Source organism: Lactobacillus sp. ESL0680 (assembly GCF_029392855.1).
Classification (GTDB): Bacteria; Bacillota; Bacilli; order Lactobacillales; family Lactobacillaceae; genus Lactobacillus.
In genome coordinates this window covers 26,651-40,329 of the sequence record NZ_CP113945.1, presented here as the reverse complement: position 1 = coordinate 40,329, position 13,679 = coordinate 26,651, and the positions used below count along the sequence as shown (strand labels likewise).

The 13,679-nt window shown below is 39.8% G+C and carries 12 protein-coding genes; 3 read left to right on the top strand and 9 right to left on the bottom strand.

Annotated features, from left to right (window positions below):
- Positions 1-105: 105 nt before the first annotated feature.
- On the bottom strand, positions 106-519 hold the full coding sequence (locus tag OZX58_RS00200) for a peptide deformylase (RefSeq protein ID WP_277140995.1): 414 nt from the start codon (positions 517-519) through the stop codon (positions 106-108).
- Between the two features lie 207 nt (positions 520-726).
- Here OZX58_RS00200 and OZX58_RS00195 point away from each other — a divergent pair, with 207 nt between their 5' ends.
- Complete coding sequence (locus OZX58_RS00195) at positions 727-1,815, top strand: serine hydrolase domain-containing protein (protein WP_277141795.1); 1,089 nt, start codon at positions 727-729, stop codon at positions 1,813-1,815.
- Positions 1,816-1,858: 43 nt separating this feature from the next.
- Here the strand turns inward: OZX58_RS00195 and OZX58_RS00190 are convergent, their stop codons facing one another.
- The 3 genes from OZX58_RS00190 to OZX58_RS00180 all read right to left on the bottom strand — a co-directional run bounded on the left by OZX58_RS00190 (position 1,859) and on the right by OZX58_RS00180 (position 6,755).
- Entirely contained in the window at positions 1,859-4,699 is a 2,841-nt protein-coding gene (locus OZX58_RS00190) for a DEAD/DEAH box helicase (protein WP_277140994.1), read from the bottom strand.
- 342 nt (positions 4,700-5,041) lie between these two features.
- Positions 5,042-5,869 (bottom strand): exodeoxyribonuclease III, encoded by an 828-nt coding sequence (locus OZX58_RS00185; RefSeq protein WP_277129978.1) that lies wholly within the window; start codon positions 5,867-5,869, stop codon positions 5,042-5,044.
- A gap of 43 nt (positions 5,870-5,912) precedes the next feature.
- Positions 5,913-6,755: a fructosamine kinase family protein gene (locus tag OZX58_RS00180; protein WP_277129979.1), complete on the bottom strand. Its 843-nt coding sequence runs from the start codon at positions 6,753-6,755 to the stop codon at positions 5,913-5,915.
- A gap of 139 nt (positions 6,756-6,894) precedes the next feature.
- On the opposite strand from OZX58_RS00180, the gene OZX58_RS00175 reads away from it, so the two are divergent.
- Positions 6,895-7,905 (top strand): D-2-hydroxyacid dehydrogenase, encoded by a 1,011-nt coding sequence (locus tag OZX58_RS00175; RefSeq protein ID WP_277129981.1) that lies wholly within the window; start codon positions 6,895-6,897, stop codon positions 7,903-7,905.
- Positions 7,906-8,029: 124 nt separating this feature from the next.
- On the opposite strand, the gene OZX58_RS00170 is transcribed toward OZX58_RS00175, so the two are convergent.
- From OZX58_RS00170 to OZX58_RS00160, 3 genes are read right to left on the bottom strand one after another with little or no spacing between them, the layout of a single operon-like run.
- Positions 8,030-8,794, bottom strand: coding sequence for a pyrroline-5-carboxylate reductase dimerization domain-containing protein (locus OZX58_RS00170; protein ID WP_277129982.1), 765 nt, complete (start codon positions 8,792-8,794; stop codon positions 8,030-8,032).
- 25 nt (positions 8,795-8,819) lie between these two features.
- Entirely contained in the window at positions 8,820-9,680 is an 861-nt protein-coding gene (locus OZX58_RS00165) for an aldo/keto reductase (protein ID WP_277140993.1), read from the bottom strand.
- A gap of 44 nt (positions 9,681-9,724) precedes the next feature.
- Positions 9,725-10,438, bottom strand: coding sequence for a YjjG family noncanonical pyrimidine nucleotidase (locus OZX58_RS00160; RefSeq protein ID WP_277129984.1), 714 nt, complete (start codon positions 10,436-10,438; stop codon positions 9,725-9,727).
- A 184-nt stretch (positions 10,439-10,622) separates the two neighbouring features.
- Here OZX58_RS00160 and OZX58_RS00155 point away from each other — a divergent pair, with 184 nt between their 5' ends.
- Positions 10,623-10,802, top strand: a complete 180-nt coding sequence (locus OZX58_RS00155; protein WP_277140992.1) for a hypothetical protein — start codon at positions 10,623-10,625, stop codon at positions 10,800-10,802.
- A 33-nt stretch (positions 10,803-10,835) separates the two neighbouring features.
- On the opposite strand, the gene OZX58_RS00150 is transcribed toward OZX58_RS00155, so the two are convergent.
- Together OZX58_RS00150 and OZX58_RS00145 are read right to left on the bottom strand one after the other, a co-directional pair.
- A complete protein-coding gene (locus OZX58_RS00150) occupies positions 10,836-12,695 on the bottom strand; it encodes a cation:proton antiporter (RefSeq protein WP_277129986.1) in 1,860 nt (619 codons plus the stop codon).
- A gap of 130 nt (positions 12,696-12,825) precedes the next feature.
- Positions 12,826-13,677 (bottom strand): aldo/keto reductase, encoded by an 852-nt coding sequence (locus tag OZX58_RS00145; RefSeq protein WP_277140991.1) that lies wholly within the window; start codon positions 13,675-13,677, stop codon positions 12,826-12,828.
- Positions 13,678-13,679 lie beyond the last annotated feature (2 nt).

Sequence of the window (13,679 nt, the reverse complement as noted above, 5' to 3'; positions counted from 1 at the left end):
AATATTACCAACTTGTCTCCCCTTTTGCAAGCTTTTTTTGCTACTTTTTTCAAAAATAATACTAATCCTTGATATATCAGCGTTTATTGTCCAAAAAACTTTTAGTTAAATCAGGATTCCTGCACAATGATCCACTTCATGTTGGATAGTTTCTGCAACAAAACCAGTAAAAGTTTGCTTCTGCATCTGGAAATTTAAATTCTGATATTCAACCGTTATTGACTGATAACGTTCCGTCTTCCGCAAACCAAATAAGGAAAGACAGCCTTCTTCTGTCAAATACCGCCCGCTTTTAGCAATTATCTGCGGATTAATCATCACAATCGGCAAATCTCCCATATAGAAGGCAATAATCTTTTTATTGACGCCAATCATATTAGCTGCAAGTCCGGCAGCCGACTCACGCTCAGCAATTAATGTATCGCGCAAATCAATTGCAGTTTGGTAATCTTCTTTGGTTGCTTCTTCCGCTTTTTGCTTTAAAAATAAGGTGTCACGAATGATTTTCTTAGCTGCCATTTCATTTTCCTTCCATATATATAATTAAAATCAGTTTCCCTAACGCAAATTGCTCGTCAAATTCTATTAAAAGTAATATTGTCAAACAATTTTAATAGTTTTGCACACGTTTATTAACACAATCGTTCTATAATACAATTATATCTTCGAGAGGAGCAAATTTGAATTTTGAAACATAAAATTATTACATTAGCGGCAGCTCTAACCTTGGGCTTAACCGCACTATTAGCTACCAGCGCTGTCCAAACTGAAGCAGCGTCTAGCACTAGCAGTCAAAATGACATGTACACTTTTGTAAGAAATACACTGCAGCAGCACCACATGCGCGGTAGTGTTGCCGTCATCAAAAACGGACAGGTGCAGCCAATTAGTTATGGTTATGCCTGGTACGGCAAACGCATTGGCAATGGCGACGACAGCGTTGTTTATCCAACTGCATCCCTGCAAAAAGTAATCACTGGCGCAATGATTATCCAGCTAATCAACGAAAATTTACATACCGACAATGCCTTTTCGCAATATACCAAAATTTCTCGCTGGTACCCTAATCTGAAAAACGCCGACCAAATTTCCGTCGGTAACCTGTTAACTCATACTTCCGGAATTACTGTCACCAATACCGAAATTAACCGCGGTTATAATTATTCCGAAAATAACGCCGTTAATTGGATCGTTAACAAGATTAACAGTTCACCTTCGGCACCAGTTGGAACTTACAAGTACAATAATGCCAACTACATCCTGCTGGTCGGCATTATCCGGCAACTAACCGGTCAATCTTATGAAGCAAACTTCCAGAATCGGATTGTTAACAAGCTCGGCCTCAAAAGCACCTACTTGTACCAAAACATTCCCAGTGGCATGACCGATCCAATTTCATATTATTCCAACGGCGGAAAAAATTACCAAAATTCTTCTTATGTTAAACGGTCCCTCGCTTCTCAAATTCCTGGTGCCGGCAATCTATTCTCAACGCCAGAAGAATATTACAAGATTCAGGTTGGTTTAACCGACGGTACCATCCTCAATAAGGACGACTTCAATTACCTCACCCACTTAAATAGTAAGATAACTGATTATTCCGGCGGCATGTATCTCAAAAATAATGATTCGCTAAAATTGGCCTATGGCAGTCTTAGCGGTAATCACTTCGGCACTTGGGTACAACTGACAACTGATAATCAAAACGGAATTGTCATGTTCCTTAACCAAACTGATGACAACGAAAACGACGAAAAAGATGTTGGTTATGCCATTCTGCAGCATCTTAAGCCAAACACATTTGTTTCCAGATAAATTAACTAAACTAAAAAAGCTTCCATATACATGGAAGCTTTTTTTATTCCGCAAATAATAATTCATACATTCTAGCTTCAAGTGGGTGCTTCAATAAGAGATTCATCCCCACTGCTGCCTTCTTTTTCGGCCCCAGCAATTCCTCTTCCACTGTTTCCTTTTGAATATCGGCCTCACCTAAATAGAAAAACTGCTTGCCGATTGCATCGCTCTTCTTCACAAACAAGTGCAGCTTCATCTGCGGTGAATTAAGCAGACGCTGCACTTCATCCGACTCAAGGTGGCGCGGCGAACGAGTATACCAGCGCAAACTCCGACCATCTTCTAGCGTATTATCATAAACTGCGTTGCGCTTATCAGCCGAATCCTTTTGGTAAGTGATAAAAATTGGCGTCTCTTTTTCTTCTACCCGATAACCATACATTGGCGCCGACACGTCCTTGGGCCAATTAAGCAGACGGCAAACGTCCTTACGGTCATACTGCTGATAAAGCGTAAATTGCTGTTGGTTATCATACTGCTTGTTAAGGGCTAGCCCAGTCTTAACCACATCAACGAACAATTTCTTAAACACCGCATTTGCTTCTAGTGCCTGCTGCAATTGCGGTGACAAGCGATAATCCAATAAATTCGGGTGCATGATTAATGCTTGGTCACCATACTGCGCCTTTTTGGTAGTTTTTCCTTGCTTAATATCGAAAAAGGACAATGACAAAATTGCCTCAACTGAAGTTAATACCGCACGATCGACATAAGCATGATTTTGACGCAATTCCTGCTCATATTCGTCTTGACTGACTTGTCCTTTTGCCAGCAATAATTGTAGCAAACAGAGTTCGTGTGGTCTTTTGCCGTTCAATAACTCCTTGGTCATAAATGATAAGACTGCATTTTCATACTTATTAAGTTCAACCGGCTCGCCCATTTTACTTAAAAACTGCCCGTAGTGCTGCAAACTATGATTGTTAGCAAAGACCAGCGGTGAAGTTGAACCATACTGATAAAAATCAAACAATAGCGGCGGCCGGCCAATTTTTTCTTGCAAATCATTGTAGGACTGTCGCAATTCCTTCAGACTATCAAGTTTAATCTGGTCAAGTGATGCCAAAATTTTATCCGAAGCAATCCGGCTAAAGTTAATCGTTGACACATCAATTAGTCCCGGCAATGTGCTCTCTTCTCGTGCCTTATCTTGACTGCGGCTAGCATCTTGATTCAGCGCAATCGGAATCAAATAATTATTTTTATAATTACCGATAAAATCAATTACTGTAACGTAATCTTTCCCAGGATATTTCCTCAGTCCCCGTCCTAACTGCTGAATAAAGACAATGCTTGACTGGGTATTACGCAACATCACAATCTGGTTAAGTGAAGGAATATCAATTCCCTCGTTAAACAAGTCAACAGTTACAATGTATTCGATTTGGCCGCTTTCAAGCTGGGCAACCACTTCTGCCCGCCTAACTTCGCTGTCTTCATTAGTCAAAGCAACTGCTGAATGACCGCGTGCAGTAAACAATTGGGCTAATTCACGTGCTTCTTCCTGACGGCTGCAAAAAACTAAGCCGCGGGCTTTTGTCCCGCAATAACCATAATAATTAAGCTGCTCTAACACATAGTCAACTCGTTTAGGTGCTACCAAATTACGCAAATTAGTCGTTTCGTCGATACTTTCGCCATCAACCTCATAATCTTCCACCCCAACGTAATGAAATGGTGCCAGCATTTTTTCTTCTAAGGCATCCCGCAGTCTAATCTCATAGGCCAAATTATAATCAAACAGTTGGTAGACATCCTGGTCATCCATTCGCTCAGGCGTTGCTGTCATCCCCAGCCAAAATTGCGGCGTGAAATAATCAAGCACGCGCTGATAACTAGGCGCAGCAGCCCGGTGGGCTTCATCAATTAAAATATAATCAAATTCATCTTGAGAGAGACTAGCAAGCATATCCGGCTGACTCAGGGTTTGCACAGTCGCAAAAACATACTGGCAGTTAAGCTGATGCTTGTGACCAGTTAACAAGCCATAATTACTACGCTCACCGCCAATTACTTGGTAAAAACTTTCTAAGGCCTTTTTAGCAATCTGCTCGCGATGCACAACGTATAAGAACTTGTGTGGTGCAAAATCCTTTACGGCAAAGGCACCAAGATACGTTTTTCCTGTTCCTGTTGCCGAAACAACTAACCCGCGCTTTTGCCCAGTGTCAACTAGCGCCTTTAGTTCTTTTAAGGCAGCAGTCTGCATTTGGTTAGGGGTAATTGGGGATGCTGTTTTGGGCTTAGGCAATACTCTGCTTACAGGTTTTACCCAATTTGCCTCATATTCTTGAAGCCATTCTGCAGTTAACGACACACTTGTTTCTTCTAGTTGCTGAATTTGTGCGGCCAGTTGCTTGGTTAAGGCCGCATTTTCACGCGAACTAACTTTTAAGGCCCACTCATAATTACTAAGTAAGGCTGCTCTAGTGAAGTTAGCACTGCCAATTACTAATGTCTGCCATTCATCATGGTCAAACAGGTAACCCTTGGCATGAAAGCCATTGTTTGCGGCAATTTTAACTGTTAAATTAGGAATTTTCATTAATTCACGGAACACTTGCGGATTATTAAATGCCAAATAGTCACCCGTAATAATTGTCCCGCTGACACCTTTAATTGCTAAGTCAGCCATCACTACCTTAAAGGGCACCAGCATATCTTGAGTGACAAAAGCGACGGCCCAGGTAAAATTACGGCACGTCAATAGCTCTTGGCGTAAAGTCAGCCAAATTTTATCGGTTTTTGTATTTCTCAACAATTTTGGACTAAGTAATTCATGCCCCGGATAATCGGCATCATATAAGCCATTCAAAATTGCATCTTGCAGTGGTTTGTTCATTCATATCGCCTCAAGTTAATTTTACACAAAAGAAAAGTTGAAACCCACCTTTTAAATTTGGCATTAAAAATAGTAGAACAAAAAAGCAGTCAACTACAAGTAGTTGACTGCTTTTTTAATATAGCTTAGTACTAATTAACGGAAGATGTTAAAAAAGTCACTTACGTTAGTAATAATACCGTTTGCCATACTCAATGCGCTTTGTACGATGTTAATCCATGACATAATAAATTTCCCCCTAACACTTAAAAAATTGACCCTCATCAGAAAGTCTAGTTAAGTGTACTCTTTAATATTAATATAGTCAAAAATTATACCCTAATATAATTTTAGTTATATATACTATATGTCTATATTTATTATGATTGGACAATGGTCTGCTCGTGCACCTGTATCCATCATTTCTGAATTTTGCACCTTGTCAGCAATCCGGTTGCTTGCAAGCCAGTAGTCGATGCGCCAGCCAGAATTATTGGCCTTAGCTGTCCGTACTCGTTGAGCCCACCATGAATATACGCCTTCAACATTACCATTGACTTTTCTAAAAGTATCGGTAAAGCCAGCATCAAGTAATTTAGTAAAATCTACCCGCTCTTCATCAGTGAAGCCCGCAGAATGATGGTTGTTATCGGGATGCTTCAAGTCAATTTCTGTATGAGCAACATTATAGTCGCCACTCGCCAAAACCGGCTTCTTCTTATCTAACTCCTGTAAGTAGGCAACGTATTTTTCATCCCAAAGTTGTCGCTCCCCTAGGCGCTTCAAACCACTACCGGAATTAGGCGTATACACCTGCGTAACAAAAACTTCAGGAAACTCCAAGGTGATAATTCGACCTTCATGATCCATTGGCTCAGGAGCGCCAATTTCTGGATAAGTTATCTTAGGCGTCAAATCCTTTTTGTACAAGTACATTGTGCCGGCATAACCCTTACGTGCAGGTTCCTCAGATGAGCGCCACACATAATCGTATTCAGGAAATTGCGCTGCCAAAACTTCCTGATGCTTCTTGGTCGGACCAGTCGCCCGCAATTTAGTTTCCTGAATTGCAATCACATCTGGATTTTCGTCATGAATTTTAGCCAAAACTTTCCGCGTTTCTTCAGCCCGCGCGGAAGTTCCTGTCAGAGCTGCATTTAGTGAGTCAATATTCCACGAAATTAAGATCATTTTATTCTCCTTATTTTATCTGTCCCACTTATTATAATGTTTTTTAAAAATGACTCAATATTTCATCAACTGCACTGCCATAACTTTCACCAAATAGGCAAAGGTGCATGCACAAGTAATAGAAACGATACCAATTTAGCCGCTGTGCAAGTTCCTCATCAAGCGGATATTCTTCATAATAAGCACGATAAAACTGATTGCTAAAGCCGCCGAACACAGTTGTCATTGCCAGGTCAAACTCACGATCGCCATAGATCACATCCGGATCAATTAAGTATGGCATGCCGCGTGCAAACAAAACATTGCCAAACCACAAATCGCCATGACACAAGCTTGGCGTTACTTCATGGCGATCATAATAATCTGTAAATTGCACCACCATTCGCCGGAAATGTTCTTCACGCTCATCATTCCAGTAACCCAATTTTTGCGCACTTGCCACTTCTGGCTCCAGCCGCTGCCTAATATAAAAATCCACCCAACTCTGATTCCACTGATTATTCTTAATCATCACGCGATTTTGCGATTGATCGCCAAAGCCGAACCGGTCATTATGAAAGTGATGCAACTTAGCAACTTGCCTGCCTAAATCAGCCTGACTACCGACATCAGTCTCAAGCCAATTCAAAATTAGATAGGCCGTACCATTTATTTGTCCCTGAAAAAGCGGCGTTAACGTATTAACTCCAGCTTTTGCGATTTCTTTTAGTCCCGACACTTCATGGTCAAAATAGGCAGCTGAACTATTTGGCTGAACCTTCATAAAATAAGCTCTGGTTAGTATCTTAATTTGATAAGCTTTATTTGTATCACCTCCGTGAATAGTTTTACAAGCTAGGATATTTTTAACCGGTAATTGGCTGAGCCATTCTTTTGTCATAATCATTTTATTTACTCCATTATGCTGATAATTCAACGATTATTAATAAAATTAATTTTTTCACAAGTTTATTATTCCATTGTACTGATACAAGTGTATAATAACACAAGAGACAATAATATTAATTTTATGGAGGTTAAGATTTATGACTAAGATTTTTGCTTATGCGATTCGAAAAGATGAAGAACCATACGTTACCGAATGGAAAAACGCACACAAGGACGTTGATGTTGATTTTACCGATCAATTATTGACTCCCGAAACTGCTAAATTGGCCAAAGGTGCCGATGGCGTCGTTACTTATCAGCAATTAGACTACAAGGCAGACACAATTGAAGCCTTAGATAAATTAGGCATTCATAACTGGTCGCTGCGTAACGTCGGAATTGATAACATTGACTTGCCAAAGGCTAAATCATTAGGCTTTAAATTAACCAATGTTCCTGTCTACTCCCCAGATGCGATCGCTGAACATGCTGCTGTTCAAGCTGCACGAATTTTGCGTCAAGATAAGCAAATGGATGAAAAGATTGCTCGGCACGATTTCCGTTGGGCACCAACAATTGGACGTGAAGTTCGTGACCAAACTGTCGGTGTCATCGGTACCGGCCATATTGGTCAAGTATTTATGAAGATTATGGAAGGCTTTGGCGCTAAAGTCATTGCTTACGATATTTACAGAAATCCTGAACTTGAAAAGCAAGGCTACTATGTTGATTCCCTTGACGACATCTATGCTCAAGCAGATGTTATTTCATTGCACGTTCCTGACACCCCAGAGAATGTCCACATGATTAATGATGATTCAATCAAGAAGATGAAGGATGATGTCGTCATTATTAACGTCTCACGTGGTCCATTAGTCGACACTGACGCCGTTATTCGCGGCTTAGATTCAGGTAAAATCTTTGGCTTTGTCATGGATACTTACGAAAGTGAAGTTGGTATTTTCAATAGCGACTTTAGCGACAAGGACTTGCCTGATAAGCGCTTGGCAGATTTGATTGCACGGCCAAATGTTTTGGTAACACCACATACTGCTTTCTATACAACTCATGCAGTTCGCAACATGGTTGTTAAAGCCTTCGACAACAACTTGAAATTAATTAACGGCGAAACTCCTGATACTCCCGTTGATTTGGACAAAGAATTTTAATTAATAGTAATTCCTTTCTTACATGTAACTAAAAATAGACATTGGGTAAAATCACCCAATGCCTATTTTGTTTGTCTCGTTAAAAAAGGCGAAATGTTCCATATGAAACATTTCGCCTTTTTAATTAGTTAGCTGATGCGTTAATCGCTTGAATTAAGGCATTTCTAAAGCCTGTCTCCTCTAACTTAACAACGCCCTTAATGGTCGTACCACCAGGGGTAGTTACCTCATTCTTCAATTCCTCAGGTAACTTCTTAGTAGTCAATGCTAACTTAGCCGTTCCCAAAATCATCTTTTCAATTATTGGATAAGATTCGGCACGCTTAACACCATTTTGTACAGCAGCATCACTCAGTGCTTCAATCATTAAGTCAACATAAGCAGGTGCACAGCCAGCAACCGTTCCGTATATTCCCAAAAGATTTTCGGGAACAACGTAGACATCACCAAGCTTGCCCAAAATCTCCTTGGTGGTCTTAATGACCCCTTCTTTTTCATCAGGAATGAAGCTGACAGCCGTAATGCCCTCGCCAATTTGAACAGGAGTATTAGGTACTATTTTCGCAAATGATGTATCAGAAGCCGCTTCTTGGTTAACTTTTACTAAGTCACCGCCACCCGTCGACATCATAATACCGTGATAAGTTTGACCCAATTTTTGTAAAATTGTATTAATCACTGGCCCGCCAACTGCAACAATTACCGCGGTACAATCATTAAATTCCGCATAATCATTAACTAAATGTAGACCCTTTTCAGCAGCAATCTTTTGGGCAGACTTGTGTCCCCCATCGAAGACATAGATATCTTTTCCCGCAATATCCGCTTGTAATAAGCCTAAAATAATTGATGAGCCAATTTTCCCAGTCCCAATAAATCCTATCTTCATTTGCTATTACTCTTTTCTTATATTATTAAAAATCTGTCTTATCTGGATCCTTAGCAACTTGTGCAGCACCATGTAGTCCATCTAATTCCAACATATCTTGGTCGCTAATTGAAAAGTCAAAAATTTGCGCATTAGCAGCAATATACTTTGGATGAACCGACTTAGGCAGCGGCAAGAAATTATGTTGGATTGACCAGCGCAACAATAATTGGGCAGGACTCTTACCATAATGGCCAGCAATCTCAGTAACTGTCTCATTTGCGAGTAAACCACCAGTTCCTAAAGGACTGTATGCCTCATTCAAAATTCCTAATTCATCATTATAAGCAGTTACGTCTTTTTGCATATCACTTGGATTTAAATAAATTTGGTTGACGGCTGGTCGAATACCCGCAGTCTTTAACAACTCATCAAGATGGTGTCTTCTAAAATTAGAAACCCCTATTGCCCGAATTTTACCGGCTTTCAAGGCATCTTCCATCGCCCGCCAACTTTCAGCGTTTAATTCAGCCCAGTGATCGCGCATGGCAGCTGGATTAGGCCAATGAATTAAGTACAAATCAAGATAATCCAGGCCTAATTTTTCTAAGCTGGTATCAATTGCGGCTGCAGTTTTCTTATAACCATGATCGGTATTCCACAATTTAGTCGCAACAAACAAATCATAACGATTAATGCCGCTCTTGCTAATACCCTTGCCCACACTTTCCTCATTGCCATAAGCTGCAGCAGTATCAATTAAACGATATCCTGCATTAATTGCGGCCATCACAGAATTTTGCGCAACTTCACCATCAGGAGTCTGCCACGTACCGAAGCCAACAGCAGGAATCTTCACACCATTATTCAATTCATAAGTATCGGTTAACGAATTAATATTATTCATAAGCTTGACCTCTCTTTCATTTTTATTATACCAAACCCCAGCACTTAGTTTGTTACAAAATTAATAAAGTTATTTCGCAATAGTTCAGCGAACTTTTGGTAACTATCAACTTCAAAAAGCGGATGTAAATTAAGGGTATTTAACCGATGACGATGATTGTACCAAACACTGTCAAAGCCATACTTTTCAGCACCCAAGATGTCTGACTGCAGACCATCACCAAAGAAAATTGTCTTCTCAGGAGGAATCTTTGTTCGAGCAAAAAAGTAATCAAAAATTTGTTCATCCGGCTTAGAAACGCCTGCTTCTTGTGAAGTAATAATCAAATTAAAATACTTTTTAATACCGGCAAGCTCCAAGCGTTGATTCTGAATTAGTCGCTCACCATTACTCAAAATTGTTAACTGATAACCTAGTTGGCGTGCGAGCTTGAGCGTACTTTCAACTCCTGGCAAAAGCTGATGTGCCTTACTAAAATATGACCGATACTCCCTCATAATTTCTAAGCCATCAACTTCTAAATCCAGATTTTCCTTGAGAAAATGACGAAAAGTTGTCTCACTTAACTCTTCATAAGTAATTTCACCTAATTCAAGTTGGCGCCACAATTCTTGATTATAACGATGATAATTCTGCTGCAATGCTGGTGTCAGCTGCCAATGATGTGCAGCAAAAAGTTGCTGCAGTGAAAATTTCTCAGTAGCAGCTGAATCAATTAACGTATCATCAACGTCAAAAATTATTTGTTGATATTTCAAATGCCACTATCCTTTCATATTATTTCCTGGGGAATAACAATTAACCCAAAATGTCTAAAAGAATATTATAACAATCTTCAATGCAAAAAGTAGTTGCTTAACTATTTTTAAAGTTAATCCTTTTTCTGCACTCTTTTATGCAAACCGGCTATAATAATTCTTAATTTAATTGGAGGAATTAATTATGCTGACACTTTTACTGATCTTTTTAATAACTTGGCTTTTACTAAAGCTGGGTGCTGGAGTATTTAAAATTTGTTTCTTCCTATTAGCCTGCGGCATTATCTTTGTCTTCTTCATTCATTTGTTACTACCACTAGTTATTCTAGCGGCAGTTATCAGTCTTGTATTTGCAATCATCTAAAAATAGCAGCTCAATTATGAGCTGCTTTTTTATTTATCCTAACTGATTATCAAGTAGCAATCGCAGTCGCGAAACCACCTCACGTGGTCCCGCCATAATCAAATGATCGCCAAGCTGCAATCGCAGATCATCACGCGGATCAACGAACTTACCATGACGAACAATCTTACTAATTACGACTTCATTAATTTCAGGCAAATCTGATATCAAACCGCCGTTAAAACGAGTATTAGTCATTGTTACTTCAAACAAACTTGACGTTGATGAAGTAATAAAGCGCAAAACTTCTGGCGATTCAATCGCGGTGCGAAAGACACCAACACCTGTATCAAAGGTATTAAAGTATTCAATCTTCAAATTACTTAGTTCCTTCTCCATCGCATCAGCTTCATCAGGATCGGGATCATCCATTCTTACGAGAACACGTTCAACACCGTACTTTTTCGCGGCCAACGCCAAATTATAGTTAATCTTGGAATGGATATCCGTAATTACCAGAATATCGGTATCAAAAATTCCCTGTTTAATTAAATCAGCTGGTTCCATCGTCTCAAGCAGCGTTACTGGTGCTGAATTTTTATAAGTTTCATAGCTTTCTTGATGTTGCGTATATAAACTCGTGTCATACCAATCATGTGGTAATTGGTGGCAGGTGGCAACAGAAGTAACTGTCGTACCAATAATATGAACGGTTGTCTTGGGTAGCTTTTCGTCTTTAGGCTGGTACAGCTTTTTAAAGAGCATTGGTCCAATTAAGCACGTTAATACCGCCGCCAAAGTTAAGGCACCACCTTGCTGGCTATTTAATGCATGAATGTTTTGCGCAATCGCTACACCTGAAATAACCAAGGTCATTGTTGTTTCAACCAAAAAGGTACCTGCTAAGGCGTTCTGCTTAGAAAATAGCCGTTTAAAACTATAATAAGCTGGCATTTTAGCTACCAAGAATGCCAATAACAGCAAAGGAATTAAGGTTAAGGTCGCTCTTGAGCTAAGTAGCGAAACCAAGTCCAACTTCACACCTGTCAAAATAAAGAAAAACGGAATTAAGAAGCCATAACCAATCGCGTTTAACTTTTCTTCAGTTGCTTCTTCAGGTTCCAGCAATTTAATGACAATCCCTGCTAAGAATGCTCCCAAAATGTTTTCGGCGCCGACTGATGTCGCCAGAACAACCAAGATAACAATTACCAAAAAGGCAAACCGCATATCAAGCTGGGTAGTCGACTTAGTTAATTTGCCAAACACATTAAAGAAATTACGAAACCGTGCTAGTAAGTAAGCCGCAGCCAAAAAGACAAGCGAAATCAACCATAATGTGCCGCCATTACCACTTTTAATTGAGGAATAGATAGTTAAGCCAAGCAGCGGAATAATTTCACCTAACACCCCAAATAGCAGTAAAGTTTGCCCATACGATTGCCCCAGCAAATTATTTTCTTTCAAAATGCTAATCATAACGCCGAGCGAAACGGTCGCAAACAAGATTACTGACAAAAAGACATCTGAAAATAGTCCACAAACTTTAAATAAGATTCCTAAAACAACTGATACGACAATTGTCAGTGAATAAGCGATAATTGCGATTTTTAGCGGTGTTTCTTTGGTTTTATTTTGTGCTTTTTTAGTAGCTAATTCTGTCATCGGCTTACTCTTTTTAAATAGTGAAAAATCGATTTCCATCCCACTCAAAAACAGCAGCATAATCGTGCCCAGTGTACTCAAAGTATTCAAAACAGAATTAATATGAATAATGTTAAAGCAGCTTTTGCCTAGAATCACACCGACAATAATTTCCGCAACGGTTGTTGGTATTAGTGATACTTTAAACCGCGCTAATAGCGTCGGTGTCAAAAAAGCAGCCACAGACACAATAACAAGCGATAAATCCATTAATTTACTCCCCCAATAAAATTTGTTCAACTTATTCATTTTACCAAAATATATACTAGGTAACGCAAAAAATCGTATACATTTATGAAAAGCTGTATAAAAAAAGAACTCAAATTGAGTTCTTTAGTGCTTAATCCAAATCAAGTGGTATCTTGTGCGTTGGCTTAGGATATTGCTCATCAATTGCCGCTAGGTCAGCAGCAGTTAGTTCCAAATCAGCAGCCGCAATATTGTCCTTCATGTGATCTGCATTAGCCGTTTGCGGAATCGCAATCGTTATTCCGTCACGAATTGTCCAGCTAAGTAACACTTGATAAACTGAGGCGTTATGCTCATCAGCAATTTGTTTAATTACTGGATTAGTCAGCATATCGGTATGCAAGTTGTTGTCTAAGCCGCCAACTGGACTATAAGCAAGCAGCGGTATGTCACGTTCTTTTTGCCACGGAATCAAATCAAAATCTAACCCACGAGCATTCAGATTATAGAGGTCTTCGTTTGCTGCTAAATTATGACCGGCAGGAAGCGCCTCGACTTCTTCTAAATCTGCCACATCAAAATTAGAAACACCCCAAGACTTAATCTTGCCCTTTTCACGCATTCGATCCAATTCAGCAATTGATTCCTCTAGTGGCACCTGATCGCGCCAGTGAAGTAAGTACATATCCAAATAATCCGTATTGAGACGATCTAAACTAGCATCTAAGTGCTTCTCCAAGTCCTTTTTCGTCGCATTTTCCGGCCAAACTTTTGAAACGACAAACAATTCCTCACGTTTGTACGGCTTAATTGCTTGACCCACTAAGGTTTCAGATGCACCTTTACCGTAAATTTCCGCGGTATCGATTAACTTAGCACCTGCTTCAATTCCAGCTTGAATTGCGGCTGTTTCTGCTTGCTGCTTAGCCGGATCACTACCCATGTGCCAAGTACCAATGCCAATTGCCGGTACCATGCGGCCATTAATTTTTACTTGTTTCATTA

Bases quoted from the DNA above. Each gene is read 5' to 3' on its own strand.
- OZX58_RS00175 (WP_277129981.1), top strand. From the start codon at position 6,895: ATGACTAAGATTTTTGCTTATGCGATTCGAAAAGATGAAGAACCATAC.
- OZX58_RS00180 (WP_277129979.1), bottom strand. From the start codon at position 6,755: ATGATTATGACAAAAGAATGGCTCAGCCAATTACCGGTTAAAAATATC.
- OZX58_RS00155 (WP_277140992.1), top strand. From the start codon at position 10,623: ATGCTGACACTTTTACTGATCTTTTTAATAACTTGGCTTTTACTAAAG.
- OZX58_RS00165 (WP_277140993.1), bottom strand. From the start codon at position 9,680: ATGAATAATATTAATTCGTTAACCGATACTTATGAATTGAATAATGGT.
- OZX58_RS00145 (WP_277140991.1), bottom strand. From the start codon at position 13,677: ATGAAACAAGTAAAAATTAATGGCCGCATGGTACCGGCAATTGGCATT.
- OZX58_RS00170 (WP_277129982.1), bottom strand. From the start codon at position 8,794: ATGAAGATAGGATTTATTGGGACTGGGAAAATTGGCTCATCAATTATT.
- OZX58_RS00190 (WP_277140994.1), bottom strand. From the start codon at position 4,699: ATGAACAAACCACTGCAAGATGCAATTTTGAATGGCTTATATGATGCC.
- OZX58_RS00185 (WP_277129978.1), bottom strand. From the start codon at position 5,869: ATGATCTTAATTTCGTGGAATATTGACTCACTAAATGCAGCTCTGACA.
- OZX58_RS00200 (WP_277140995.1), bottom strand. From the start codon at position 519: ATGGCAGCTAAGAAAATCATTCGTGACACCTTATTTTTAAAGCAAAAA.
- OZX58_RS00150 (WP_277129986.1), bottom strand. From the start codon at position 12,695: ATGGATTTATCGCTTGTTATTGTGTCTGTGGCTGCTTTTTTGACACCG.